Source organism: Pectobacterium nicotianae, from assembly GCF_023272715.1.
Taxonomy (GTDB): domain Bacteria; phylum Pseudomonadota; class Gammaproteobacteria; order Enterobacterales; family Enterobacteriaceae; genus Pectobacterium; species Pectobacterium brasiliense.
In genome coordinates, this window is the sequence record NZ_CP096821.1 from 2212379 (window position 1) to 2239057 (window position 26679).

20 protein-coding genes are annotated in these 26679 nt (G+C 50.9%); 12 read left to right on the top strand and 8 right to left on the bottom strand.

Annotation, left to right across the window (positions count from 1 at the left end; all coding sequences use genetic code 11):
- Positions 1–202 precede the first annotated feature (202 nt).
- Genes MYB54_RS10025 through MYB54_RS10050 form a run of 6 tightly spaced genes read left to right on the top strand, consistent with a single transcriptional unit; the run spans position 203 to position 4042 of the window.
- Positions 203–892 carry a hypothetical protein gene (locus MYB54_RS10025; protein ID WP_148276406.1) on the top strand — a complete coding sequence of 230 codons (690 nt, stop codon included), beginning with the start codon at positions 203–205 and terminating at the stop codon, positions 890–892.
- Between the two features lie 8 nt (positions 893–900).
- Positions 901–1263, top strand: coding sequence for a hypothetical protein (locus MYB54_RS10030; RefSeq protein WP_205541945.1), 363 nt, complete (start codon positions 901–903; stop codon positions 1261–1263).
- Between the two features lie 7 nt (positions 1264–1270).
- Complete coding sequence (locus MYB54_RS10035; protein WP_248721869.1) at positions 1271–1951, top strand: hypothetical protein; 681 nt, start codon at positions 1271–1273, stop codon at positions 1949–1951.
- A gap of 3 nt (positions 1952–1954) precedes the next feature.
- On the top strand, positions 1955–2335 hold the full coding sequence (locus tag MYB54_RS10040) for a hypothetical protein (protein WP_014915632.1): 381 nt from the start codon (positions 1955–1957) through the stop codon (positions 2333–2335).
- A complete protein-coding gene (locus MYB54_RS10045; protein WP_014915631.1) occupies positions 2335–2721 on the top strand; it encodes a hypothetical protein in 387 nt (128 codons plus the stop codon). Before MYB54_RS10040 ends, MYB54_RS10045 begins: the two co-directional genes overlap by 1 nt.
- A gap of 10 nt (positions 2722–2731) precedes the next feature.
- Positions 2732–4042, top strand: a complete 1311-nt coding sequence (locus tag MYB54_RS10050; protein ID WP_248721870.1) for a hypothetical protein — start codon at positions 2732–2734, stop codon at positions 4040–4042.
- A gap of 30 nt (positions 4043–4072) precedes the next feature.
- On the opposite strand, the gene MYB54_RS22060 is transcribed toward MYB54_RS10050, so the two are convergent.
- Positions 4073–4240, bottom strand: coding sequence for a transmembrane anchored protein (locus MYB54_RS22060; RefSeq protein ID WP_071822589.1), 168 nt, complete (start codon positions 4238–4240; stop codon positions 4073–4075).
- A gap of 171 nt (positions 4241–4411) precedes the next feature.
- Here MYB54_RS22060 and MYB54_RS10055 point away from each other — a divergent pair, with 171 nt between their 5' ends.
- Positions 4412–8524 (top strand): MuF-C-terminal domain-containing protein, encoded by a 4113-nt coding sequence (locus tag MYB54_RS10055; protein ID WP_248721871.1) that lies wholly within the window; start codon positions 4412–4414, stop codon positions 8522–8524.
- 493 nt (positions 8525–9017) lie between these two features.
- Here the strand turns inward: MYB54_RS10055 and MYB54_RS10060 are convergent, their stop codons facing one another.
- On the bottom strand, positions 9018–9293 hold the full coding sequence (locus tag MYB54_RS10060) for a hypothetical protein (protein WP_228376619.1): 276 nt from the start codon (positions 9291–9293) through the stop codon (positions 9018–9020).
- A 631-nt stretch (positions 9294–9924) separates the two neighbouring features.
- Between MYB54_RS10060 and MYB54_RS22130 the strand changes: the two genes are divergently transcribed.
- Together MYB54_RS22130 and MYB54_RS10075 are read left to right on the top strand one after the other, a co-directional pair.
- The gene (locus MYB54_RS22130) at positions 9925–10740 is read left to right on the top strand and encodes a lipid II-degrading bacteriocin (RefSeq protein ID WP_205545141.1); all 816 of its coding nucleotides are present in this window, start codon (positions 9925–9927) and stop codon (positions 10738–10740) included.
- 259 nt (positions 10741–10999) lie between these two features.
- Complete coding sequence (locus tag MYB54_RS10075; RefSeq protein ID WP_039525560.1) at positions 11000–11290, top strand: putative hemolysin; 291 nt, start codon at positions 11000–11002, stop codon at positions 11288–11290.
- A gap of 33 nt (positions 11291–11323) precedes the next feature.
- Here MYB54_RS10075 and MYB54_RS10080 read toward each other — a convergent pair whose 3' ends face one another.
- The 3 genes from MYB54_RS10080 to MYB54_RS10090 all read right to left on the bottom strand — a co-directional run bounded on the left by MYB54_RS10080 (position 11324) and on the right by MYB54_RS10090 (position 15910).
- Complete coding sequence (locus MYB54_RS10080; protein WP_100016740.1) at positions 11324–12316, bottom strand: 2-hydroxyacid dehydrogenase; 993 nt, start codon at positions 12314–12316, stop codon at positions 11324–11326.
- Between the two features lie 119 nt (positions 12317–12435).
- Complete coding sequence (locus MYB54_RS10085) at positions 12436–13989, bottom strand: methyl-accepting chemotaxis protein (RefSeq protein WP_039467670.1); 1554 nt, start codon at positions 13987–13989, stop codon at positions 12436–12438.
- 367 nt (positions 13990–14356) lie between these two features.
- Positions 14357–15910 carry a methyl-accepting chemotaxis protein gene (locus tag MYB54_RS10090; RefSeq protein WP_039557247.1) on the bottom strand — a complete coding sequence of 518 codons (1554 nt, stop codon included), beginning with the start codon at positions 15908–15910 and terminating at the stop codon, positions 14357–14359.
- A gap of 372 nt (positions 15911–16282) precedes the next feature.
- Between MYB54_RS10090 and MYB54_RS10095 the strand changes: the two genes are divergently transcribed.
- Positions 16283–18874, top strand: coding sequence for a YdbH family protein (locus tag MYB54_RS10095; RefSeq protein WP_248721872.1), 2592 nt, complete (start codon positions 16283–16285; stop codon positions 18872–18874).
- A gap of 15 nt (positions 18875–18889) precedes the next feature.
- Positions 18890–19123 (top strand): YnbE family lipoprotein, encoded by a 234-nt coding sequence (locus MYB54_RS10100; protein ID WP_039288898.1) that lies wholly within the window; start codon positions 18890–18892, stop codon positions 19121–19123.
- Positions 19124–19166: 43 nt separating this feature from the next.
- On the opposite strand, the gene MYB54_RS10105 is transcribed toward MYB54_RS10100, so the two are convergent.
- Positions 19167–19772: an FMN-dependent NADH-azoreductase gene (locus tag MYB54_RS10105; RefSeq protein ID WP_010276841.1), complete on the bottom strand. Its 606-nt coding sequence runs from the start codon at positions 19770–19772 to the stop codon at positions 19167–19169.
- A 306-nt stretch (positions 19773–20078) separates the two neighbouring features.
- Here MYB54_RS10105 and hrpA point away from each other — a divergent pair, with 306 nt between their 5' ends.
- Positions 20079–23966: an ATP-dependent RNA helicase HrpA gene (gene hrpA / locus MYB54_RS10110; protein WP_248721873.1), complete on the top strand. Its 3888-nt coding sequence runs from the start codon at positions 20079–20081 to the stop codon at positions 23964–23966.
- 16 nt (positions 23967–23982) lie between these two features.
- Here the strand turns inward: hrpA and MYB54_RS10115 are convergent, their stop codons facing one another.
- Positions 23983–24822: an EcsC family protein gene (locus MYB54_RS10115; RefSeq protein ID WP_180789099.1), complete on the bottom strand. Its 840-nt coding sequence runs from the start codon at positions 24820–24822 to the stop codon at positions 23983–23985.
- A 47-nt stretch (positions 24823–24869) separates the two neighbouring features.
- Positions 24870–26648, bottom strand: coding sequence for a sensor domain-containing phosphodiesterase (locus tag MYB54_RS10120; RefSeq protein WP_205533718.1), 1779 nt, complete (start codon positions 26646–26648; stop codon positions 24870–24872).
- Positions 26649–26679 lie beyond the last annotated feature (31 nt).

The window sequence follows — 26679 nt, forward strand, 5'->3', positions numbered from 1 at the left end:
GTAATTCAATCTGGCACAAGCGGATCACGGACGTACCCACAAAGCGCGGACTATACGATAGATGCAGTGCTAGTTAATTCTCCTGACGCCTACGCAGGAGGCGGGCAATACGCAACTCCAGCAACGTTAACTGTTAGCAACGGCGTGGTTTCATGGGCTACTCATAGTAATGTTTTAGTTACTATAATTGTGGTAATGAAAAATGGATAAATTTGGAGTTTGGTATTACAGAAACTACGGAAAAGTTTTACAAAGCCCGCTGTTTACTCCAATGATTTTATTCGGTGTAAAAGATTTGGACGGATACATAAGAGAGGAACAGACACCATCGCCTAAATCAATTAATACAAACGTTCCGGCTGATAAAAAATGTACTGTTTTTTATCGTTGTACCGCAACTGATAGCACATGGAGGAAACAATTTTCATTATATCGCTTGCAGGTTATTGATGGTTTTTGGCATGTCGTTTTTCAGTCACGACCCGTTCCGATACGACTATATATATTCGCAAATATAGAATCACCAATACCGGAGTATGGAATCTATTTTTATAGGGATGGAGAGATTTTTTATCATCAGAATTGCCTACCTCTTTCTGTAAAAATAAGCAATCGATTTACTGCTTCTCCAGTTCGCGTAAAAGCAGCAGTGCTGCCGTGTGTTTTAGAAACAGAACAACCCGATCAGTGGATAGTACAAGTAATACTAGGCGCAGGGTATTATTACTTTGGAACAACTGATGGATATCAATGGGGTATAAAAGAAGAGTTATACGATGTAGATAAGCTTGGGTTTCAGCCACAATTCAGACCTGGTCGAATTACAACTTATGCCTACATAGAAACGGCTATATATGACCAGTATTACAAACAATCACTTGGGTACAAATAGCGGAAAAAATGACTCTAAAGCAAATAAATCGTGTCGCCGCCGATTCCAGAGAACCTAGTTTAATAAAAAACATCCAAAACGCCTGCTGTAAAAAGCAGGCGTTTTGCTTTGGTACGGACGCTACGCAGATTGTTCTGGTGCCAAAGTCACGTCACGGTATTCCTTATGTATTTGTCTGGCTGGCGGTTAGCACAGAGCCGGATAGCATCGTGCGTTATCTGGATGAGGTGAAGGCGTTAACTCGCATGATCGGAGGGCGATGGGTTGAATTTAATACAGCAAGAAAAGGCTTCATTCGGGTTGCTGCAAAATTAGGTTTTGAGCGATTACCCAATGAAGAAGGGTTCATGACATTCAAAATTCCGGTGTGAGGTGAAGATGGGCGGCAGCAAAGGCAGTAATGAAATCAAGGAAACATCCCAACAACATGCAGCGGCGGATGTGGCGCGGCAGCAGTGGAATCTCTATCAGGGTGAGTTGAAGCCCTATGAAAATATCTTCATGGATAAAGTGGAGGGACTTAACGATCGGCAGAAATACGACGACATCGCTGGCGATGTCAACCTGGGTTATCAGCAGCAGTTTGGCAAGGCCAGGCGGCAAGCCGCTGATGGTTTGGCATCGGCTGGTGTCGATCCCAGCAGCGGTAAATTCCAGTCAACGCTGAACGATGTTACGACCGATCAGGTAGCGGGCACGATTGACGCAACGAATCGCTCCCAGACCGATCAGCAAAATAAGCATGTCGCTGGATTACAGGATATTCAGGCAATGGGAGCAGGACAAAAAGCAGAAGCGTTGCAGGGCTATCAAGGGATTGCGGCAGCGTCGCAGCAAAAAGCGACCTCGGATGCACAAAATTCATTAGCGAAAACGCAGGGTGCACAGGCGTTGCTCGGTGCGGTGGGCGGTGCGGCAGCTCGAACCTACGGCTTGTCTGATGCGAAAAAACAATCAGTGCCAGCCTTGTCATCGGCACCCGGCTCCAATGGTGTGTTTGGTATTTCCAATACGCCATTCGGTGGGACGACCCACAGCAGTTGGTTAAATAAGGGGTAATTGATGGGATACGCATCGGATACGTTTGCCGACGTTACGCGTAAGCAGTACGCAGACTGGCAACAGCGTTACTATCCAAAACTGCAAGGTTTGATGGATTTATCAACCAGCGGACAACTAATGAACAACCAGTTGGCACGGGCAGACGCAACACAGCAGCAGGCATTGAATACTGCAACGGTTGGCTCAGCGAATCAGCAGGCACGCTATGGAGCGGCTCAGCAAATCAATCAAGGCGATAACAACCTTGGCCTGAAATCTGCGCTTGCAACGGCAGGCTCGAAAAATGGCATTCGTGAAGCTGAGACCGATCGGCAAATGAGCATCTTAACGGGTGGCACGACAGGATTACGTGAACTCTTAAATATTGGGAGCAATGCATAATGGGATACGGATTACTGGATATTGCTGCGCAGACGCGCCAACAGGGCATGCAGGGGATGCAGCAGTCGGCGGAACTGGAGCAGCAGCGTGAGATGGCAAACGATCAGTTGAAGTCGATGCAGAAGCAGGGGCAAATGCAGGTGGTTGGCATGGGCGCTGGCGCAGGAGCAGCCATCGGTGCCGGATACGGCGCAGCAGCAGGTGCGGGAACGGCCGCCGCAGGGACAGCGGCAGGAGCGGGAGCCGCCGCTGGTGCAGGGACGGCCGCTGCGGCAGGGGGAGCGAGTGCGGGTGCTGCCTCTGGGGCGACGGCGGGAACATGGGGCGGCCCGATAGGTATGGGTATTGGTGCGGCTATAGGCCTGCTGGCCAGTCGATTTTTTTAAGGGGGGATTTATGGCTGACTTACGCGGTCTGGCAGACGGCTTTCTGGCTGGATTCAACACGATGGATAATGCGCTACAGCGCCGGGAAGAATCAGAGCTGCGGCGGTTAATGGTAGACCAGCAGCAGAAGAATGAAGAACGTAACTTTGGGCTAGCTCAAGCGCAATTTGATTACGGTAAGGAGAGCGATAATCGTAATTTTGAGCGCGAGGCGTCGCGGGATAAAGTTACCGATCAGCAATGGGGGTTAGCCCACGTGCTGAATGCGAAAAATGCAGAACGGTCACACGGTCTTCAAGCGCAGAGTAACAACCTTGCACAGCCGCGGTTTGATTTTCAGATGGCGGAGACGACGCGGCAACAGCGCATTCAAGATGAAATGCCCGTTATCAAAATGTTCTACGACCAGTTGGACAAAACAGGGAACATCGATTCCGAATTGCTTAAGCAAGCATCACCTGATCATCCGCTAAATCCTAAGCGATTTATCGGCGATAAAGCGATTAAGAACGTGACGGAAATCAACCGTATCATGCCCGCAGTTCTCAATGGTGATATGGATTATAACGATCCTGCGGCCATCAGCGTGATGAATAACGTGTTATCTACACATATCCAGCGTGGGATAGGTGATAAAGATCCAGAAACAGGTAAGACGATTAAGTCAAAAGAACTGGGACATATCGGCTTAACTGAAGATGGCCAGCGGGTAATTCCAACTCTGAAAGTTACATACACGGATGGTTCTGTGGCGGATAAGCCTATGACCCGGTTTGGTTCGACAGATCCTAATGACACGATTGCACCGATTGCCTTGCCTCGCCTGATGGAAGAGATTCGGGGTTATAGTCAGATGGTCGGCCAGTTAAATTATGGTGGCCGGGCGAAGTTCTTGAATGACATGGTGAATCCGCCAGATAAGACGGCAGTACGTGAAGAAGCTCGCGGGCTGCGTAAAGACTTGCTGGATGTTGGCAAGGCGAGAGTGAAGGCTCTAGCTGGTCCAATGGCGCAAGATCCGCAGACTGCGGCGGGGATTAACTCACAATACGACCAGTTGGAACAGCAGGTGAGAGATTCATATGGGCAGCCTCAGCAGCAGCCGAAAGCACAGGATGACAGTGGGTTGCAGCAATGGGCGGCGGGCGATCAGGGCAAGACCGCATTTGCTCAAAAAGCTATAGCTATGGGGGTGCCAGTCTCCTCATTGAGCGCTGAGCGACTGGAGGCCAAGTATTTGCAGTATACGAAAGGGGCGAAGGCCTCTGCTGAGGCCGCTGTAGCTAACCAGTTGCGGCAGGCACGGAGCCCTCAAGAGTAAGAATAGGCGCACGAATGCGCCTAAAAATTATCAACGATAGCCACCGCCACCAGGGCGAGAATCAGCAGATCGTCCACCGCAGCGTGAGCCGTCAGCAGCGGTGTCAGAATCATGCTGGCAACGGCCAGATCCCGCCATCACCTGAAATGATGAACCTAAAGTTAACATCACAAAAATTAGTGCAATTGCTTTCTTCATTATTAGTTAGCCCTTGAATGTGTGTAGTCCGCGAAATGGCGGCAACAAGAGCGTAGCCTAAGAAAAAATTCTTGCCTGTCATTTTTGATGAGAACGCGCTAAATTTCCCAAAGATACCAAGCCTCGCCTTAAAACGCGGGGCTTTTTTTTGCCAAAATTTTGGAGTCCGTAATGGTCTACGATCCTCAACAGCAACGCCCCGAACAGCAAGTGACGAATAACAACCGGCAAACCCTCAACATTCAGCAGCCGGGTGAGACATCCGATTTTGATCGTCAGTTCTTTTCATCTGAAAACTGGAATAAGCCAGTTGTTGAACCAGAAGCAACAATGGGGGATTACGTTAAAGGCGCAGGTGCTGGCGCGTTAGACATGGTTGCTGGCGTTGGTCAGTTATTTAAATCAGGTAATCAGTTACTTGATGAAAAAAATGCAGATACCGCAGGTGGTGCTAATCCGCTAGGTATTGATAGCCAAATGATGGGCGTTATGCGTCAGAACGCCGGAAACCCGGTATCGCGTGCTGGCAATTTCATTATTGAAGGGGCGGGTGATCTTGCTAGTGCTGCATCCCAGCGTATTAAGGATAGTTACAGCGACGGGGCGAAGAAAGCGGCGTCGCTAGATTTTGTCAAATTTGAGCATGATCAGGCTGGGGGTATTGCTGATGTCAGTGCTGGGGAAGGGCTTTTCGATAAGGATGCTTGGTTAATCAATGCTGTCCCAACGATTGCTCAACTATTAACGGCTGGAGGTGTATCAAAGCTGGGCGCAGGTGCTGCGCGTGAAATGACAGAGCGTGCGACGTTCAACCGGCTCAGTAAGTCTATGCCTGAAGAGGCAGCCCGTCAGCTTGCGAAAGAAACCGCAGATCAGGCCGCAGCGGTCGCAGGCAAAACGACATTTGTGGGGGCAATGTCTGGCTCGGCGCAAGGTCAGGGTGGTATCGATATGCGTGAGCAAATCAACAGCCTGTCATTCAATGAGTTGATGGAAAGCTCTACGTTTCAGTCTGCATTCAGCTCAATTGACTCCAATCCAGACAATGCCCGTTTGTCTGATACTCAAAAACTGGAGCTGGCACGTACTCAGGTAGCTGATCAGGCGGCAAGTGTTGTAACCGCAGATCCCCGCTTATTGGCGGTCAATATTGCTGCGTCAACACTGGGCGATCACACGTTGCTGAAACTGTTAACACGTAAAGGCGCTGCTTCTGGGGTGCTATCTGGTATGACGACAGGAGCCGTGTCAGAAGGTGCAACCGAATTTGCTCAGGGGGCAGGACAACGTTATGTTCAGAATGAACAGCTGATCGACACCGCGGGACAAAAAATCGACCCGATGAAAGATGTGTTGAAAACCGGTGCAAATAATGCGGTTGTCGGCGCTGGAATGGGCGGCGCCATCGGTGCCATCGGTGGTGTTCGTGGGCGACAGGCAGATCAGCAATCCAATCCCGAACCAACGGCAGGAGATCTTACAAGTGACCAGCCGCAGGCTACGCAGGTCGATGTGCCTGAGTGGCAGGTATCTGGGCAGCCGTCTGCTGAAGGTAATGGTTCATCTATTCCCGTCGTGAAAATGGGTGAAGATTCACCACCTCCTGGCTATACGGGTGGATGGCGCGATGGCGGCCCCGTGATCTCTGTTACTCAGGGGGCGGATAACTCACTACTCAATCCTGAAAATGTCGTTGGTACGTCACAGCGTCGTACTGATGAATTCCGCGATACACCAGCCTATCTTAGGGAAGATCAGCGTATTCAGGGATTTGCTGAAGACAGTGACGTGCAGCGTGCGCTTGCTGAACAAGCTGACTCACCTACCGCTGAGCAACTCATTCGCCAGCAGATTGAACATGGCGGTCAGGATTATTCGTTGCAAGAACTGGAGGCGCTGGAGCAGGCTGAAAGAATTATCGCCGCCCGCCGTCCGCGTCTTCCTGCGACTGGTCAAAAATCTCTCATCGCTATGTCGGGAGAGGTCAGGCAGCCATTTAGTGATGAGATTCAGACTGGTACTGGTCCGCAGTTTACAGAAGGGGAAACACGTACTCAGCGGCAGACGCTGCAATTCAGTGATGGTGCTAACGATCAGGCGACATTGCCCGATCAGCGCCACCGTGTTGCTCGTGTACCCGTTGATGCACAAACGGAAGCGAAACGTGCGCCGACTGATGAGTTTCTTGATGCGCTGAGTGTTACTCCCATGCAACGTGGGAAGATGGATAAAGCATTGCAAGAAATGGTCCATTATTCTGAATTTGACCGCCCAGTGACAAGGGCAGAGGCTGTTCAGGGATTGGTTGGGCGTGGCTGGCATCCAGAAACCGCACAGGGAATGTCTGATAACGGAAGGGCAAAAACGTCGTACCGGATTGTTTCTGATGATGGAAATCTCTATAACGTGACAAAAGCGGAGCATGATTTTGCCAGGCATCTGATTGCTAAACGTGACTTTATTCCGATGCAGCCAGATCGCTCATCCCGTGCAACGGAGGGGCCACTCGGTGAGCTGAAGCTAATGTCCGGTCGCCCCTTCCCATATGAAAAAGCGGCCAAAGCCTCTCGCTGGGGGAAAATGTCCGGCGCAACGGTTGAACAGGTTGAAGGTGGCTATGCGGTGCGGTTGCCTGCACCCAAGCAATCGAAACCATACGATTCTCGGGCTGCTCCCCCTGAAGGACATACACCAGTACCAAAAAACGCCTCCAAATCTGGGGGCGTTTCTGTTTCTGGGGCTGATATTGGCGGCGGCAACATCATTCACGATGGTAGCTTTAGCCGTGATGGTAGTAAGCCTGAAACTGGCATGTTGCGCGACCGCGTACAGTTGGCCGCCGATGGGTTTGTCTCCCATCTTAACGGAGCGGCCAAAATTAAAGTGAAAGCGGTGCAGACGCAGGCCGAAGCCGCCGCGATGATGCCTAACGGCATTCCTGCGGAATTCGGCACAGTTCATGCCATTTACCAGCCAGAGCTGAGCCGTGTGATTGTCATCGCGGACAACATCGCCAACGCCCGTGAACTACGTGCCAAGTTGCGTCATGAAGTGATTGCGCACCATGGCTTAGCGTCAGTGATTGGCGATGTGGAATACGACCGCATCATGCGTGTGCTACACCAGACGCGGGACAGCCAGAATAAAACCATTCAGGATGTTTGGCGACAAGTCGAACAGTCCTACGGGCAGGAGTCGTTAGAAACACAAGCGAATGAGTTTCTGGCGCATATGGCAGAGCGTACCGAGCTAACGAAGCTGGGCGGTGTCTGGGATCGGTTCGTTACGCTGCTGACCAACGCACTGCGCAAAGCGGGCGTGCTTAACCCTATGGATATCACGCCAGCGGAGATCCGCAACATTTTGCGTACCATCACTGGCCGCTTCCAGAAAACGGCGATGTATGCCAACGAGCAGCCAGGCATCCGTGAGTTCGATAACACCTTCTCGCGTACTGATGCGCTGTATTCAAAAGCAGATGATGTTGACCCGCTAAAGCCATTGCCGCAGGAGGCTGAGCAGTACCGCGCCGATCTTGACCGTGCTATGCGGTCGCTGAAGTCTGGTGATGTGTCGGTGAAATTAGGTAGAACACCGCCAGTGTTAAGGGCGCTGGGTGCGCCTAATCTTGATATGTTTATTAATCGCGATACCGTGCGTAAGGCAACCAATGGGGTGAAACATGATGTGCCTCTATCGGTGATCGAAAATCTCCCTGAACTCATGCACGATCCACTTGCTGTATACCGTTCAGCTACACAGGATAACGCGGTTGTTATGCTGCTTGAAGCAAATGACGTGAACGGAAATCCTGTTGTTTCAGCGGTTCATATGAGTGCAGCACAGCGACGTATCGAGATAAATCGGATCGCTTCGGTTTATGGCACGATTGGTGGAATGGCGAAAGTTCAAGGAATGGAAGATGCGGGACTAGCTTTATATCGCCGTAAAAAAGAAAACCCTGATAACCCTCATTCACAGGGGCTTCAATTGCCCAAGGAGGAGCGTTCTTATCAGGGTTCTAAACCCGAATCCAGTACGACCCAAGAGCTTCAATTGCTCAAACGCGGTTCACCGGATCAAGGTTCAAGTAAGAATATACTCTCTTCCGCCGACATCCGCAAGAATAAGACGCTGTACTCCCGCTCTGCTAACCCAGCACTGGACGCCGAAACCAGCCGCAAAATGGGCTTCAACGTCGAAAAGGGCTGGTTTGATAAAGCCGGAGACTTCTACCAAATGGCTGCCGATAAAGATCGGAGGGAATTGAAGCTGTGGTGGTAAGAAACCTTTCGCAACCTGAACACCAAAATCGCAGGGCTATCGCAGGCGCTTTTGGCATTGAACTGGGACGATGATTGCTATGAGGAGCTACTTGATTGGGATAAGGACACCTTGCTGGCACGCATGAATAGGCGATCAGCATGTTCGCTTCCCGAAACCGTTTTTCTGTTTGGCTGTAATCGTGACATGAAGCCATTTTTGGCAACGGTGTCGCTTATTACTATCCTGATAGAGGAGTGTTCAAACAAGAGAGGAAGATATCATGAGTAAAGGTGCATCAAGAGGAGCATCGTCAAGTCACCCTCAACAGGGAGGGAACTGGCCTAGCACAACTGGAAATCCATCGGGTGGCAATAGAGGTAACGCTCCTTCATCTCCAGGTGGAAATTCAGGTAAGGCAGGAGGTGGCTCTGGCAAAGCAGGGAAGTAGGAGATATATAACCACGCTACAGCTAGTGAGTTAAATCCACTAGCTGTAGCGTTATTTATTGCATTATTGCGGCAGGACTTCTTCAATTTTAGTAATGTGCGCATCGCCACTCAGCGGCTTATAAATATGAATTTTGACAATTTTTAGTGGTGCCTCTGGTGTCGTTACCGTACCTTTGGTCAGGAACGAGTAGTTCGTGCCCGATACCACCTGTGTTGCAACAAATAGCGGCGTATAAGCCACACCCAGTAAATGTACGGTAGATTTAAAAAGTGATTTATCAGCATCATTCAAATCACGGAAAGCAGTCCATCCACCAGAAAGTTGATCTGACATCATTTCACCTCATTTAATTTGATCGATAATATATCGCTGTGTTGCCCTGTTAATATATTCACAGGGCAGTAAAATGAGACTAGGTTATTTAATTTTATTTGGCAAGGCAGAACACTATTCTCTTTATATGAATAAAGTGAAAGTATATCAAAAAACAAAATAATGGATTTTATGTGTTTTTTCAGTGATTGATATATTTAAAATCTCTATCTCTAATCATTAAAATAATTATATGTGAAATTATTTGTTTTGATATAAATATAAAAAATTTGCAACAAACCATCGACTAACCACGTTACGTTCTGAACGCTGTTTCCTTGGCCCTGCCATTGAAGGTTGACGTTCATTTCTGCTGTCGCTTACTCATCCGGTAATACAAGCTGAGTCGTATTTAGTGCTGACCAGCAACCGTCTGATTAGTAAGGCACTTTAAAATAATAAAATAGACATTAAACGTAATATATCTCTCGCTGTGACGGTCGTCATTGGCGGAGCAGGAGTTTCCATAGCCTTCACGAATGCATAAAGATAATAATTTTTTGTTAATTAAACAAATGTGGTTCAGATGTAAATTCTCAAGGAATTTCCATGCGCGGCTAAATAAATTCAACTGTTAAAAATGAAAGGAATAAAAATGGCTACTTATAAAGTTAAAGATGTAACTACGGGCGCTGAAATCGAAGTTCCTGATGATAGATATATTTTAGACGAATTTGAGAAGCAAGGTGTTAATTTACCTTTTTCATGTCGTGCTGGTTCATGTTCCTCCTGTGTTGCTTCAATTTCCAGCGGGGAGGTAGACCAATCTGATGGAACGTTTCTAAGTGAAAAACAGGAGAAGAAATACATTCTGACGTGTTGTTCTTATCCTAAAAGCGATTGCACCATTGAAACTGGTTATGAAGATAAAATATTAGAAGATTTTGAAATTGAATTGGCAGAAACTGGGTTAGAACTTTTTAATGACCTGAAAGATAGTCTTCCTCGCTCTGGGGAGATATTAAGTGGTGTAACTGCTCCATTTGAGGCTTTTGACCATTATCTGTTTGGGAATGGCGTGGAAAGGTCTATAAATATAAATGATGTTGGTTTTAATATCAATGTGTCACAAATACCGCCTATCATGTCTTTATTAAATGGAAAAAATGTGGGTCGTTTTGATATTGGAAGCGATTTCGTTCGTAATACAGCGCTGGATGGTTATTCTGTGGCTGCATATCTCGGGAATATAACTATGAGAACGGAAGGGGTTCTTAATGTTAAATCCGACGGAACATGGCAGTATGAAGGCGTTATCCGGTCGTATAATGATATTTATGACGCCAATCCAAGCACTCATCGAGGAGTATTGGGCGAGTGGGCGACAGGTGTACTTAGTAATTTTTCAGGTAAGCCCTATGAAATCAGTATCCCTGGTGAACTGAAGATCAAAGAAACTGGGAAAAAATAATTAGAAAAACCATATTTTTATTCTGATGGTCAATAGACTGAATATTGTGACGATGGTTACAATATTCAGTTTTTTTATTAAAACATCATTATTATTTATATCGACTTTTTACAGACGCTCTGGCTATGAATCAACGGTAACAGGTGTTGACTGATGCGATTTGTGATAGATATAGTCTTCGTCTGAAAAGTCTATTCGATAAGTGTTGATGCCAAACGTGGTGTCAGAACTTTCGCTCCACCCGATCCGAGGCCAAAACATGAAATTATTGCCATGGCTATGTACTGCCGCTGCGCTCCTGCTGGCAGGATGCAGTAATCATAGTGAGAACACTGCCGCTACCCAGCAAAATGCCACGCAAAATGATGACACGAGCACCGTGGTGTTGCTGAAAAGCAGTTCGCCGGTTGACGTTAACTGTACGTTGATTGGTGGAACGATGGCGATCTCCCGGCAGCTTGATGGTGCGAGCGTGGGAGCCTGTCAGTTAGCCAACGGTAAGCGCTGTAGCGAGCAATCGCTGATGAATGGGAGTTGTCCGGCAGGGTGAGTGTTGCGGCAGTCAGCACTGCCGCAGGAAAACTTAAGAGGTAACCAGATTTGCGCAAGGCACGTTCTGGCTGATGTCTTTCAGGTTCTGTAGCGTGGTTTGGGAAATGCTGATTAGCGCTTCTTCCGTCAGGAACGCCTGATGCCCGGTAAATAGCACGTTGTGGCACGCGGATAGGCGGCGGAAAATATCGTCCTGAATCACATCGTTGGATTTATCGGCAAAGAAGAGGTCGCGCTCGTTTTCATAAACGTCCATACCCAGCGCGCCAATTTTCTGTTGCTTCAATGCGTCGATAGCGGCCTGTGAATCGATCAGTCCACCACGGCTGGTATTGACGATCATAACGCCGTTTTTCATTTGCGCAAAGGCCGCCTGATTCAGCAGATGATGATTCTCCGGCGTCAGTGGGCAGTGCAAGGAGATGACGTCCGCATTGGCATACAGTGTTTTTAGATCGACGTATTCCGCCCCTAATTCCAAGGCCTGCGGGTTTGGATAGGGATCGAAGGCCAGCAGGCGCATGCCAAAGCCTTTCAGGATGCGCATGGTGGCGATGCCGATTTTTCCGGTGCCGATAATGCCCGCCGTCCGGTTGTGCATATTGAAGCCAATCAATCCTTCCAGAGAGAAGTTCGCGTCGCGAGTACGCTGATAGGCACGGTGAATGCGGCGGTTAAGCGTCAGCATCAGGCCAACGGCGTGTTCGGCGACGGCCTCAGGGGAATACGCAGGAACGCGTACCACGCTGATGCCCAGTTCCTTAGCGGCTTCCAAATCGACATTGTTAAAGCCCGCACAGCGCAGTGCCAGCGTTTTAATGCCCAACGCAGCCAGTTCTGTCAACACTTCACGTCCACCGTCATCGTTCACAAAGATGCAGACGGCCTGACAGCCCGCGGCGGTTTTCGCGGTGCGCGATGTCAGCATGAAATCAAAAAACTCTAGCTCATAGCCAAACTGCTGATTGACCTGTTCCAGATATTTACGGTCATACTGCTTCGTGCTGTAAATTGCCAGTTTCATTGATAGTTTCTCCGAAAAATCCTTAGGTTAAGCTATCAGAAAATCGGGCGGTGACAAACCGTTACCTGACTGACAGTAACGGTTTGAAATTGAGAGGCAAGAATAGCGTAAGAACGATGTTAACGAGACGTGCTGAAAACTGACACAGCTTCGGACATCGTGGAGATCTGCTGTTCCAGGCTGTTAATCGCAGAACTGGAATGTGTCGCCAAAATGGTGTTTTGGCGCGTCAATTCATCAATGTTGTTCACCGCCGAGTTAATCTGTCCCAGCCCTTGCGATTGCTCTTGTGTGGCCAGGCTGATTTGGTTCACAAGCTGCGTCACCTGCTGCACCTGAGTCAATATATTGTGCATCGACTGGCTGGTGTGGTTGACCAATTTATCGCTGGTATGAATGTTCGCGATTGTGGCATCGATAATCGCCGCGATGTCTTTGGCGGCAGCGGCGCTACGCTGTGCCAGAATACGGACTTCGCCCGCGACCACGGCAAAGCTCTTGCCCTGTTCTCCGGCGTGAGCGGCTTCTACTGCCGCATTGAGCGCCAGAATGTTGGTCTGGAATGCCAGATTATCCAGCACGCTGATGATGTCGGTGATCTCTTTACTGGAACGGGTCATGACCGCCATGGTGTCCGTGACCTGATTCACCGCTTTTTCACCCGCATCGACGGCCTGATTGGCATCGTTCGCACAGCGTGTTGCCAACTGCGAAGCCGAGGCGTTGCTTTGAATCGTCGCTGTCAGTTCTTCCATTGATGACGCGGTGGATTGCAAACTTTGTGCGGTATCTTCACAGCGCTGGCTTAGCGTGTAATTCCCGGAAGCAATCTCACCACAGGCGTGGCGCAGTTCGGCCAGCTTGCCGTTGACATCATCGACAAACGTGCGGAAATTCATGCCGGATTGATTGACGGCGCGTAATAACATACCAACTTCATCCACGCGATTAAGTTGAAACGAGTTATCCGCCTGCCCGGATGCGGAATTAATAGCTTGGCGTAGAATCTTTTCCAGTGGTTTTGCCAGGTGTTGAACTAATAATTCACTGGTTATTACCGCGCCAGCGAGTAGCGCCAAAACAAAAACTAATAGCGGTGTAGTGACTGGAAGCGTAGATAGCAGGAAAAGTAGTGCGAATAGCATGAAAAAGAATATGTAGCTTCTTATCCGCCAACGTACGGGAATAACATTAAATAAGCTAAGAAGTTTTAGCGGCCCTTTATAAATCAGCAGTCCCTGAAAGAGTCGGCGGTTCTTTAATTTATTCTCATTCATTTGATGATAAAGCGCTTCAGTTTGCCGAATTTCTTCCTGTGAAACTCGGGTTCGTACCGACATATATCCTGTTATTTTTCCTTCTTTCATTAGTGGCGTCGTACTGGCTTTTACCCAGTAGTAATCGCCATTCTTGCGGCGATTTTTGACGACGGCCGTCCAGATTTTACCTGCCTTCAGCGTGGCCCACATGTCGGCAAACGCCTGTGGGGGCATGTCTGGGTGGCGCACGATATTGTGAGGTTGGTGGAGGATTTCCTCAAAGTCGTAACCACTGGCATCAATAAAATCGTCATTAGCATAAGTGATATGGCTATCGGTGGTGGTAACCGACATCAGCTTGGCTTTTTCATCTAATAAATACTGAATATCACTGACCGGAAAATTCTTACGCATTTATTGATCCTTTTAGTATAAGCAAGCATAAACGTAATGTTTTTAGATCCATGGGCTAACAGAAAAGCGATTAATGCTATTTAATTAACGGCAATCTTCACGAAATACTTAGCGAGTAGACTTATATATTCTTACTAGTTTCGTCCGTTATTTTTTCTTTAGGAAACCGTTATGTTTTCTTTAGAAAATGAGTTGCCTAACCTGACTCGCAGTAAGCGCCTGCTGATGATCAAAAGCATTCATTTGTTAAGTATATTATGACTCTGCGAATTTGCACTGTGGCCAATGGATGTTGAAGAAAGGGGAAAATGATGAGGAAACAGGGCGACGGACGCCCTGATAGGGGCGCCCGTGAAGATGAGATTAGCTAGCGGGAAAGGCTGAAGACAGAGGCTGCCTGCACCATGCTTGATATCTGCTGTTGCAGGTGATCGGTGGCCGAATGCGACTGACTGGCTAACGCGGTATTCTGATGCGTGAGCTCATCGATGCGGTTTACCGCTTCATTAATTTGATCTAGCCCCTGAGATTGTTCCTGCGTTGCGAGGCTGATCTCATTCATCAAATTGGTGACGTGCTGAACCTGCAGCAGAATATTGCTCATGGATTTATGCGTGTGTGAAACCTGCTGTTCACCGGTACGAATACTATTTAGCGTTTCATCAATAATGGTCGAAATATCGCTGGAAGAGGAGGCGCTGCGCTGCGCCAACGAACGCACTTCACTGGCGACCACCGCAAAGCTCTTACCCTGTTCTCCGGCATGGGCAGCTTCAACAGCAGCGTTCACAGCCAGAATATTGGTCTGGAACGCGAGATTATCCATCACGCTGACGATATCCGTAATCCGTTCGCTGGAACGGGTGATCGTCTCCATCGTATCGGAGACCTGGCTGACAGCCTGCTCACCAGAGTTCACCGCCTGATTCACATCCTGCGTATAGAGTGAGGCCTGAAGCGAGGCTTCCGCATTACTTTTTATTGTTGCAGTGAGCTGTTCCACGGAGGCGGCGGTTTGTTGCAGGCTTTCTTCCGTTTCCTCGCAGCACTGTGCCAAGGTATGGTTGCCTTGCGCGATTTCATTACAGGCGTTTTTCAGCTCGCTCAGATTGGTGTTCACATCGTCTACGAAGGTGCGGAAATTCATACCGGACTGGTTTACCGCGCGCATTAACATGCCAATTTCATCCACGCGATTAAGCTGCGTCAGGTTGTCCGCCTGTCCGGCGGCGGAACGCATAGCCTGAGCCAGAATTTGCTCGATAGGACGGGCAACATGATGCACCAGAAGCTCGCCACTGACAAAACAGCAGGCGATAAGCAGCGGGAAGAGTACGGAAGCCAATGCGGTTCCCGCCAACAGGGAATAGGCGGCGATGAGCGGAATCAGGCTAAATAGCAGAAAATAGCTGCGGATGCGCCAGCGTAACGGCATGGTCTTAAAAAGACTCAAGATGCGTAATGGCCCGGTATAAATAAGCAGGCCATGATGGAAGGTGCGATATTTCAGTTTACCTTCGTTGGCACTGGCATAGAGTGCCTCAGCCTGATGAATCTCTTCGGGCGAGGCGGCGGTCCGCACGGACATATAACCGGCAATTTCACCGCCTTTTCTCAGCGGCGTGGTGCTGGATTTTACCCAGTAATGGTCGCCATTTTTACACCGATTCTTCACAATCCCCGTCCAGATATTGCCCGCGCGCAGCGTTTTCCACATATCTGCGAAGGCGGCTGGTGGCATATCCGGGTGTCGGATAAGATTATGGGGCTGCCCCATCAGCTCATCAGTGGTATAGCCGCTGACATCAATAAAATCTTTGTTTGCGTAGGTAATATAGCTTTCTGGCGTGGTGACCGACATGAGTCTGGTTTTTTCAGAAAGAGGGAGTTGGCGGTCGGTTACAGGGGTGTTATTACGCATAAAGCAGTCCTTGATATGCTGTGTCCGAATACTGATTTAACATGAGGCATACCCACGACAATAAATCAGCGGATAGCGGTAATGGTTCAGGTCGCTCATTGCTTTTTTTAAGGCGGTTGGGCAGAAGAAGATAATCCTGATATCCACCCGTAAACGCTTTGTTCATGATGAGATAACGTGATTCATTACAAAATATAACCTCAATTAAACATTTTACCACGAAAGGGTAATGAGTACGTATGCACAATAGTAGTAAATGTGAGTTGGATAGTGCTGTTTGTTAACAAAAAGAGCGATTTGTGAATGAATAATCGGCAGAGTCATACAGGACGAATTTTTACCGCTATTGAACAGGATGATTAACTCACGCTAATGATTAAAAAACGTGCACTTTCAATCGCTTTTCTGTTCGTCATATTGCTGTTTCTTTCCTGGCGAGCATTGCCGCAGTGGCTACCGCGCCTTGCCAACATCTGGCTCCCGACGGAGATGTCTTTGACCGTGAATGGGACGCCTGGCTGGCAGGGCGGTGGGCTGCATAGCGCGGGGTTCAGTCTTATGGCCGGGGAGTGCACGCTCGTTGACGTACGGAATATGACGCTGCGTTGGCATAGCTGGCGATGGCATGTCGATATTGATGCCGTGACGTTAAACAGCGACTGCCTACAGCATGTGCCAACAAGCAGCAGCACCGAGCCAGCGGCGCAGTTGGCGCAATGGCAGCAGCGATTGCCTGCTGCCGATATTCAGGTGAAGACGTTTACGCTACAGCCCTGGCAGGATTACGCCGGACAGGTGCGACTCAGCAGCGACGGCAAACGGCAACAGACGCTGGATTATCAGGGCGATCAACTGGCGTTTAAGGCAGAACTGAACGAGAAACGTCTGACCCTGCATGAGAGCATGCTCGCCACGCCAGCGGGGTTCGTGCGCCTGCAAGTCAGTGGTGAGATGGAACTGGCCGATACGCTGGATGCTGCACCGGTGCAGGGGCGGCTCACCGGAAAACTGGATTCAGGGCAAACGCCGGATCCGCTTTCGCTCCTGCTGGACTGGCATCATCAAGCGGGTGAGCTGGTACTGAATGCGGCGAATGATGAGACGCCGCTGATATCGCTGCCGTGGCAGTTGACGGATGAGGTCATTCAGGTGACAAACGGCGTCTGGCGCTGGCCTTATGCCGATCAGCCGCTCTCCGGGCAGGTTGCCATAACATTACAGCACTGGAGACAAGGGCTGGATGCCACCACGATTAACGCGCGGTTGAACATGCTGACGCAAGGGCATAATGGCAAGGCGAACGCCGTGTTGGTGCTGGGGCCGGGCAATATTGGCCTGCTCAACAGCGAATTGCGCTTTCAGCTTACCGGACAGGCAAATTTACCCGCACTTTCCCTGACGGCGACGCTGCCGGGGATGTTGCAGGGCTCTATTCTCAATCCCGAACTCTCTCTTTTACCCGGGGCGCTGCTGCGGGCCTGGGGAACGCCTGCGCCGCAAATTTATCTTGAAGAAGCACGCTGGCCGCTGGCGGGCGTCCGAATCAGTGCGACGGGCGTGAATGGGCGACTACAGGCAATTGTGAAGGCGCGGGAAGCATACTGGGGACGTTTCAGCCTGCACCTTGACGGTCAGGCACAGGATTTCTGGCCGGATCAAGGGCAGTGGCAATGGCGTTATTGGGGCAATGGCCAGCTACCGCCGCTGAAAGGTGAGTGGGACGTGGCCGGCCGAGGCCAGTGGCAGGATACCCTGATTGAAGTCACCCAACTGTCGAGCGGTTTGGATCAGTTGGGCTATGGGATTGTGACGGTGCATCAGCCTCGCCTGACGATCACTGAGCCGATCCGGTGGCAGCGCGCCCGTTCAGGTGAACATTTTCAAGGTGCGCTGCAACTGGCTTCCGAACGGGCGCACTTCAGCAACGGGGGCTACTTGCCGCCTTCGTTGCTAACGCTGGCGATGCAGGGGCGTAGCCCGGATGATTTCCAGCTACAGGGGCAGCTACAGGCTGAGGATATCGGGCCGGTCAGGCTGCGCGGCCGCTGGGATGGGGAGCGACTGCGCGGGGGCGCGTGGTGGCCGACACAGCCGCTTAAGGTGTTTCAGCCTCTGCTTTCTCCGCTGTTAAAAATGAACATCCGCGCCGGACAGTTTTACGCACAGGCGGCATTCTCGGCCGCACGTAAAGAAGGATTCAGCGCGGGCGGACATTGGGTCGTGAAAAATGGCGGACTGTGGCTACAGGATGGTGAAGTTAGCGGCGTCAACTTTGTCCTGCCTTACCGCCTGAAAGATCAGCGTTGGCAACTGGGCGTCAAGCAGCCTGTTGCGCTGCGAATTGACGTGCTGGATAACCTGTTTCGGATGAGCAATATCCGCGTCGATCTCCAGGGGTTTTACCCGTACAGTGAACGACGCCCGCTGGTTATGTCTCAGGCTGATATGGATGTATTAGATGGGCATATTGGCCTGTCCACGCTGCGTTGGCCACAGCGGGAACCCGCGCTGTTCACCGTGAAGAGTGTGGATCTCAGCGAGCTCATGACGGTGCTGAAGCAAAAGCAATTTGCCCTGTCTGGGCGCGTGAGCGGCACGCTTCCGCTGAATTTTAATCACCCGACCACGCTGATTGAAGGTGGACGTATTACCAATGATGGATTCCTGACGCTGCGGCTGGATAACCAACTGGCTGATGAGCTAGCGAGTAAAAATCTGGCAGGCGGGGCGGCGATTGGCTGGCTGCGCTATCTGGAGATTGGGCGTTCCTATGCCACGCTTGACCTGAATAATCAGGGCGAATTGACATTAACGTCGCAGGTGCAGGGGAAAAACCCGCAGCTCAGCGCGAAACGCCAGGTGATTCTTAACTATCGCCATCAGGAGAATATCTTTCAGCTATGGCGCAGCTTGCGTTTTGGCGATAACTTGCGGGATACGCTGGAGCAGCAGGCCAATGAATAAATTCAAGGTAGAACAATGAACAAGTGCGAGACATTGCTGGCGGTATGTTGCACGGTCGCTTTCCTGACGGGGTGCGTGCCGCGTATCGAAGTGGCTGCGCCCAAAGAGCCGATCACCATCAATATGAACGTGAAGATCGAACATGAGATTCACATCAAAGCGGATAAAGAAGCGACGCAACTGCTGGAAAGGTCGGACAATGCGGCTGGCGATGAGATAAAGAAAAGCGCGCCGGAAGGCGCGCAATAGTCAAGCCAAGTAAACCAATGGCAAGGTCAGTAATGATGATTATTTATGCGGTGACCAACTGAGACAGCTGGGTTTTCGCCGCTTCGGTGGCTTTCTGCGCCACATCCGGGCCGTAGCCGTAACCTTCTGCGAATACGAATTCAAGATCGGTCAGACCAAGGAAGCCCAGGAAGACGCGCAGGTACGGTTCCAGCAGGTCGGTTGGTGTACCTTTATGGATGCCGCCACGGCTGGTTAATACGATAGCGCGTTTACCTTTCACCAGACCTTCTGGTCCTTGCTCGGTGTAGCGGAACGTCACGCCAGCACGGGCAACCAGGTCGAAGTAGTTCTTCAACTGAGTAGGAATGTTGAAGTTATACATTGGTGCGGCGATGACGATAATGTCATGCGCCTGCAATTCCGCGATCAGTTCGTCGGACAGTTTCAGAGCTTCCTGCTGACGTGGGGTCAGTGCAGCATCGGAAGGACGCAGTGCGCCGACTAATTCGCCATCAAGAACGGGAATCGGTTGAGCAGCCAGGTCACGTACGGTGATGCTGTCGTTCGGATGTGCAGACTGCCACTCGGTGGTGAAGTGGTCGGCCAGTTGGTTTGACTGAGAATAACCTGCCAGAATGCTTGATTTCAGAACCAATACTTTGCTCATTGCCAATTCCTTTAGTGATTTAGAAGTGGGCGACAACATAACGCCCCTTGATGCGTCACATCTTATGCGGTGATCTGGAAAGAGAAAAGTGCAAATATTCGAGGTCTTTATTCGATTTTATTGAATAAGACAATGTTTGACTAAGACCAGGCTGTGGCGATTAGAGCCGTTTATGACAATGTGCTACTATCCACGGCTTAAAAATTTCGTGCCTTGCAAGTAGATTAGGTTCCATCGAGCCAGATTCGGCGGCGAGCATCGCCCCGGCAGAGAAAAGAATTAGAGAAATAATTAAGGAAGAGCAACGTGAAATCACCTCTCAGTGCATTATCTACGCAGTTAAGTGAGCTAATGCTTCGCGATCGGCAACGTCTGCGCCGCCGTTTGCAGGGCGCGGCGAAGGTCAGCAGCCCGCAGGCTCAGGCGGCGATCGCTCAGGAAATTGAGGGGGAAATCGTTGCCGCACGCCAGAAAGTCGAGAACCGGCGGGCAAGCTGTCCGGCGATTCACTACCCTGAACAGCTCCCTGTTAGCCAGAAAAAAGACGAGATACTGGAGGCGCTGCGTCATCATCAGGTGATTATCGTCGCGGGTGAGACGGGATCGGGTAAGACCACACAGTTGCCGAAAATTTGTCTCGAACTAGGGCGCGGCGTGCACGGTTTGATCGGCCACACGCAGCCGCGTCGTCTGGCAGCCAGAACCGTTGCTGACCGCATTGCTGCCGAGCTGGAAACGCCGCTGGGTGGCAGCGTAGGGTATAAAGTCCGGTTTAACGATCAGGTGAGTGACAATACGCTGGTCAAACTGATGACCGACGGTATTCTGCTGGCGGAAATTCAGCAGGACCGCCTGTTGATGCAGTATGACACGCTAATCATCGATGAAGCGCACGAGCGCAGTCTGAATATCGATTTCATCATGGGCTATTTGCGCCAGCTGTTGCCAAAGCGCCCTGATTTAAAAGTGATTATTACGTCGGCAACCATCGATCCACAGCGCTTCTCCCGCCACTTTAATAACGCACCGATCATTGAAGTGTCCGGCCGGACCTATCCGGTGGACGTGCGCTATCGTCCCGTGGTGGAAGACGCTGATGACAGCGATCGCGATCAGCTACAGGCGATTTTTGATGCGGTCGATGAACTGACGCGCGAAGGGCCGGGGGATATTCTGGTCTTCATGAGCGGCGAACGTGAAATTCGCGATACTGCAGAGGCGCTGACCCGTCTGGACTTGCCGCATACTGAAATCCTCCCGCTGTACGCCCGCCTGTCGAATCAGGAACAGAACCGCGTCTTTCAGTCACATCACGGTCGCCGCATCGTGCTGGCAACCAACGTGGCGGAAACCTCGCTCACCGTGCCGGGGATTCGCTATGTGATCGATCCGGGCACCGCGCGCATCAGCCGCTATAGCTTCCGTACCAAGGTACAGCGCCTGCCGATTGAACCTGTCTCTCAGGCGTCGGCGAATCAGCGTAAAGGACGCTGTGGCCGTGTCGCCGCTGGGGTGTGTATTCGTCTCTATTCCGAACAGGATTTCCTGTCACGGCCTGAATTTACCGACCCTGAAATTCTTCGCACCAATCTGGCTTCCGTTATTCTGCAAATGACGTCGCTGGGGCTAGGCGATATCGCCGCGTTCCCGTTTGTTGAAGCGCCGGATAAACGCAACATTCAGGATGGCGTGCGGCTGCTGGAGGAATTAGGCGCGATTAATCTGGCGGAGAACGGGCATTACCGCCTGACGCCGCAGGGGCAACAGCTGGCACAGTTACCGATCGATCCGCGTTTGGCGCGAATGGTGCTGGAAGCGCGTAAAACTGGCTGTGTGCGTGAAGTGATGATCATCACCGCTGCGCTGTCGATTCAGGATCCGCGCGAAAGGCCGATGGATAAGAAACAGGCATCGGATGAGAAACACCGCCGTTTCGCTGATAAAGACTCCGATTTTCTGGCTTTCGTCAATCTGTGGGATTACCTGCGTGACCAGCAAAAAGCGCTGTCTTCCAGCCAGTTCCGCCGCCAGTGCCGCACCGATTTCCTTAACTACCTGCGCGTGCGCGAATGGCAGGATATCTACACGCAGCTGCGTCAGGTTGTGAAAGAACTGGGGCTGCCGGTCAATAGCGAACCGGCCGATTACCTGAGTATTCACTGCGCGCTGCTCACCGGCCTGTTGTCGCATATCGGGCAGAAAGATATTGAGAAGCAGGAGTTCAGCGGCGCACGTAACGCACGGTTTGCGATTTTCCCAGGCTCCGGGTTATTCAAAAAGCCGCCTAAGTGGACGATGGTGGCTGAGCTGGTGGAAACCAGCCGCCTGTGGGGACGCATTGCCGCGCGTATTGAACCCGAGTGGATCGAGCCGCTGGCCCAGCATCTGATTAAGCGGAGCTACAGCGATCCTCATTGGGAGAAAGCGCAGGGCACGGTGATGGCGCAGGAGAAGGTGACGCTCTTCGGGCTGCCGATTGTCGCGGCGCGCAAGGTGAACTACAGCCAAATCGATCCGACGCTGGCGCGTGAAATGTTCATCCGCCACGCGCTGGTGGAAGGAGACTGGCAAACGCACCACGCCTTTTTCCGCGCCAACCTCAAATTGCTGGCGGAAGTGGAAGATCTCGAACATAAATCGCGCCGCCGCGACATTCTGGTGGATGACGAAACGCTGTTTGCTTTCTATGACCAGCGGTTGCCGCACGATGTGGTGTCGTCGCGCCATTTTGACACATGGTGGAAAGCCGCTAGCCGGGATAATGCCGACCTGCTTAATTTTGAAAAGAGCATGTTGATTAAAGACGGCGCGGAGAAGGTAAGCGCGCTGGATTATCCGAACTTCTGGCATCAGGGCAGCCTGAAATTACGCTTGTCTTATCAGTTTGAACCGGGCGCGGACGCCGATGGTGTTACGGTTCATATTCCGCTGCCTATTCTCAATCAGGTGCGTGAAGAGGGCTTTGAGTGGCAAATTCCCGGCGTGCGCCGCGAACTGACGATCGCGCTGATTAAGTCATTGCCTAAGCCGTTACGTCGTAACTTCGTACCCGCACCGAACTATGCCGAAGCGTTTCTGGCTCGTACCACGCCATTAGAGAAAGGGCTATTGGATGCGCTGGAACGTGAACTGCGGCTGATGACGGGCGTCACGGTGCCACGCGAGGCGTGGCAGTGGGATCAGGTACCCGATCATCTGAAAATCACGTTCCGCGTTATTGATGAGAAGAAGCGGACGCAGCGGGAAGGCAAAGACCTGAATGCGCTGAAAGATCAGCTCAAGGATAAAGTGCAGCAAACGCTGTCATCCGTAGTGGATGACGGGCTGGAGCAGCGCGGTCTGCACGTCTGGAGCTTCGGTTCGCTGCCGGATTGCTATGAACAGAAGCGTGGCGGCTACTCGGTTAAAGCCTATCCGGCGTTGGTGGATGAAAAGGATAGCGTGGCGATTCGCCTGTTCGACACGCCGCACCAGCAACAGCAGGTGATGCGACAGGGGCTGCGCCGTCTGTTATTGCTGAACATTCCGTCGCCAATTAAATATCTGCATGAAAAGCTGCCGAACAAAGCGAAACTCGGTCTTTATTTCAATCCATACGGCAAAGTATTGGATCTTATCGATGACTGTATCGCCTGTGCGGTGGATAAGCTGATTGAATCATCCGGTGGTCCGGTCTGGCAGGAAGATGCCTTCCAGCAATTGCATGAAAAAGTGCGTGCAGAGCTGAATGATACGGTGGTTGATATCGCCAAGCAGGTTGAGCAAATCCTGACGGCAGTCTTCACCATTAACAAGCGTCTGAAAGGGCGTGTAGATATGGCGATGGCGCTGGCGTTAAGCGATATCAAGAGCCAGATGAACGGGCTGGTGTTCCGTGGCTTTGTGACCGAAAACGGCTGGCAGCGTCTGCCGGACGTGCTGCGTTATCTGCAAGCGATAGAGCGCCGTCTGGAGAAACTGGCGCAGGATGTTCACCGCGACCGGGCGCAGATGCTGAAAGTGGAGCACGTTCAACAGGCGTGGCAGCAGTGGTGGAATAAGCTGCCTGCGGAGCGACGTGACGACGACGATGTGAAAGCGGTGCGCTGGATGCTTGAAGAGCTGCGCGTCAGCTACTTTGCCCAGCAGCTAGGAACGCCGTTCCCGATCTCGGATAAGCGCGTATTGCAGGCGATGGAGCAGGTCGAAGGATAATGCTCTCGGTATCACATCAGGTCGGCAAGGGCTGCTTTTTGATCTCAAGGTAAGCCGACCTGATGGCTTCTTCACCATACTGCTGTTCCAGACGTTTTATGATGAAATGACCTTTCGCCATGTTTTGGTAGTGGTGAATAAACAGCGTATTAATGGCCGCACCGCTGGCGGCACCAATCACCGGAACAATCTGTGCGGCCATTTTTTCCGTCATGGTGACGCCCAGTCTGGTCGCGACCGCATCAATCAATTTTGCCAACGTTTTCCCTGCCTGTGAGGTGCTCATTCTGGCAGACGCTTTCCCGGCGCTTTTCTTGCCGGCAATGCCGATTAATTCGCGGCTGGCATGTCGGGTGATATCGGCCAGAACGGCACGTGACGTGTAATAGGCAGAATCGGCAGCGTCGTCGCTTTCTTGTGTCCCGCCGAGCGCGAAAACCTCCACACAGGCGGCTTTGACAGAAAAATCAGTGAGGGAGAAACCTTCGCTGCGGGCAATATCTGCCACGGAACGCATCATGATGGTGGTGCTGATAGGCAGTTCGACCAGCAGACCCGCCGCGCCAAAAAAACCGCTGACTGCACCGGAAGCGGCAACGACCAGCTTGTGTGTCTTTGGTGATGCCACGCGATCGGGCGCATCGTCTAGCGTATAGAGTGCGGCGTCTACCGCTTTGTAGAGCGCGGAATGAACTACATCCTGTATTTTATTTTTCACCAGAGCGGGTAGCTTCGACAGGCTCCATTCAATCGGTTTTCCAACCAGATTCGCCGCCTGTATGGTAAAAGAGGGGGCTTCCAGCAGCGCGATGGCCTGTCTGATAGCGAGCGCATCCTGTTGAGTAAGAAGAGTCATGGGCGTTCTCCGTACCGTTGGTTGAATAGCCCGCCTGACGGGGGATGTTATGCAGACGTTTGTGACGAACGCGTCGTTAACCAGGTGGTGAACGCATCAGGAGGGATAGGCCGGGAGAAATAGTAACCCTGTACTTCATCACATCCAAAATGAGCTAGGTATTCGAGCGTTTCCTTATTTTCTACGCCTTCCGCCAGCACAATGTAATTCAGTTTGTGCAGCATGCTGATAATGGATTGCACAATGACGCGGCTTTTGCGGTCAGTTTTTATATCTTTAATCAGCGATTTATCCAGCTTTATCACCGTAGAGGGAATATTGCGCAGATAGCTTAAGTTGCTATATCCCGTACCGAAATCATCAAGCGCGATAGTAAATCCGAGCTGTTGCAGCGTTTGGATAGTGGCGAGCGTTTCCGTGCTTTCGATGATTTTCTGCGTCTCGACACACTCGATGTCAATGTCTCGAGGTGTGAGGCCGTGATTATCGAGAATGGTGATGAGGCGTGGAATAAAATCATTCTCGGAAAAGTTTCGGGCAGAAACGTTAATCGACACGGGGAATGTTAGCCCCTCCTGACGCCACTGCTTCACCTGACATGCCGCTTCTCGGGTGACCCAGTCCGTTAACGGGCGCATCAGCGTTGTGCCTTCCGCGAGTGGAATAAATTGATCGGGATAAATTTCACCTAACTCGGGGTGTCGCCAGCGAATCAGCGCTTCGGCACCAATCACGGTGTTGGTCTTGATATTTAACTTCGGCTGATAAACTAAATAGAGACCCGGCTTATTGTTCTGTAGCACATCAGCCAGTTCATTGAGCAAGGTAAAGGCGATTTGCTGCGCCCGATCGGCCTCAGGGTCATAAGCAAACTGGCGGACATTCTTGGTGATGGCAGCGCGTAGTGCGCTCATTGATTCACGCAAGATTTGCTGCGGGTCTTTGGCCGGAATCTGGAATTCGGTGTAGCCAACAAAAAGCTCCAACTTGAGCGGAATATGGCTGGCGATACTTTCATGAATCCGCTCAGCGCAGGCGTCTAGCTCCGCCAGAACCTGCTCTTTCCTCTCGGCCTTCACCAGCAGGGCGAAACGGCCTACGGCGGCAGAGTACAGATTGTCTGATGAATTTAAGCTAAGACGTAAAAAGACCCCGATATCTTTCAGCAGGCCTTCTACGGTCGGCATACCCAGCGCACATCCCATTTCATAGGCGTAAGAAATGTCGATGGTATCAATCAGAATAAGCAGGTAGGGCTCGTGAATGTCGGTAATGTGGCTAATGTCGTCAATCAGGCGCTGGCGATTAGGTAATAGCGTGACGGCATCAATCAGCCCAATCGCGTTGCGGTATTCCATTAACACCATCGCAATGGTTGCTAAGTCATGCAGGAGGCGCAATTGGAACTTGCTGAAGGTGCGTGGAATATAATCGATGACGCTGAACGTACCGATGGAATAGCCGTCTTTGGTTTTCAGCGGTACACCAGCGTAAAAACGGATAAAAGGTTCGCTGGTGACGTAAGGGCTGTCTTTAAAACGGTCGTCCTGAGTTGCATCAGGGCAGATAAAGGATTGACCCGTTTGTACGGTAAAATGGTCGAATGAACCGATTTTATCCATATCATCCAGAGGAAAATGGGTTCTCGCTTTAACATGCAGAGATTTGGAACCGGTTAGCGTCACGAGAGCCGTTGGGGTTTCAAGGAGTTGGCAAGCCAGTTTCGTGAGTTTGCGAAGAATATCGTCTTGAGATATATCGGTTTTTTGTAATTCGTCGAGAGTCTGCATGCGTTTTTTTTCGTCATGACTCAAATGTTTTAACATGTAGACTCTTCCTTTTCGCAATAATAATCGC

Coding starts and splice junctions, on each gene's coding strand:
- MYB54_RS22130 (WP_205545141.1), top strand. CDS start 9,925: ATGGCTACTTATAAAGTTAAAGATGTAACTACGGGCGCTGAAATCGAA.
- MYB54_RS10055 (WP_248721871.1), top strand. CDS start 4,412: ATGGTCTACGATCCTCAACAGCAACGCCCCGAACAGCAAGTGACGAAT.
- MYB54_RS10050 (WP_248721870.1), top strand. CDS start 2,732: ATGGCTGACTTACGCGGTCTGGCAGACGGCTTTCTGGCTGGATTCAAC.
- MYB54_RS10085 (WP_039467670.1), bottom strand. CDS start 13,989: ATGCGTAAGAATTTTCCGGTCAGTGATATTCAGTATTTATTAGATGAA.
- MYB54_RS10095 (WP_248721872.1), top strand. CDS start 16,283: ATGATTAAAAAACGTGCACTTTCAATCGCTTTTCTGTTCGTCATATTG.
- MYB54_RS10040 (WP_014915632.1), top strand. CDS start 1,955: ATGGGATACGCATCGGATACGTTTGCCGACGTTACGCGTAAGCAGTAC.
- MYB54_RS22060 (WP_071822589.1), bottom strand. CDS start 4,240: ATGAAGAAAGCAATTGCACTAATTTTTGTGATGTTAACTTTAGGTTCA.
- MYB54_RS10035 (WP_248721869.1), top strand. CDS start 1,271: ATGGGCGGCAGCAAAGGCAGTAATGAAATCAAGGAAACATCCCAACAA.
- MYB54_RS10080 (WP_100016740.1), bottom strand. CDS start 12,316: ATGAAACTGGCAATTTACAGCACGAAGCAGTATGACCGTAAATATCTG.
- MYB54_RS10100 (WP_039288898.1), top strand. CDS start 18,890: ATGAACAAGTGCGAGACATTGCTGGCGGTATGTTGCACGGTCGCTTTC.
- MYB54_RS10105 (WP_010276841.1), bottom strand. CDS start 19,772: ATGAGCAAAGTATTGGTTCTGAAATCAAGCATTCTGGCAGGTTATTCT.
- MYB54_RS10045 (WP_014915631.1), top strand. CDS start 2,335: ATGGGATACGGATTACTGGATATTGCTGCGCAGACGCGCCAACAGGGC.
- MYB54_RS10030 (WP_205541945.1), top strand. CDS start 901: ATGACTCTAAAGCAAATAAATCGTGTCGCCGCCGATTCCAGAGAACCT.
- MYB54_RS10090 (WP_039557247.1), bottom strand. CDS start 15,910: ATGCGTAATAACACCCCTGTAACCGACCGCCAACTCCCTCTTTCTGAA.
- MYB54_RS10120 (WP_205533718.1), bottom strand. CDS start 26,648: ATGTTAAAACATTTGAGTCATGACGAAAAAAAACGCATGCAGACTCTC.
- MYB54_RS10075 (WP_039525560.1), top strand. CDS start 11,000: ATGAAATTATTGCCATGGCTATGTACTGCCGCTGCGCTCCTGCTGGCA.
- MYB54_RS10115 (WP_180789099.1), bottom strand. CDS start 24,822: ATGACTCTTCTTACTCAACAGGATGCGCTCGCTATCAGACAGGCCATC.
- MYB54_RS10060 (WP_228376619.1), bottom strand. CDS start 9,293: ATGATGTCAGATCAACTTTCTGGTGGATGGACTGCTTTCCGTGATTTG.
- MYB54_RS10025 (WP_148276406.1), top strand. CDS start 203: ATGGATAAATTTGGAGTTTGGTATTACAGAAACTACGGAAAAGTTTTA.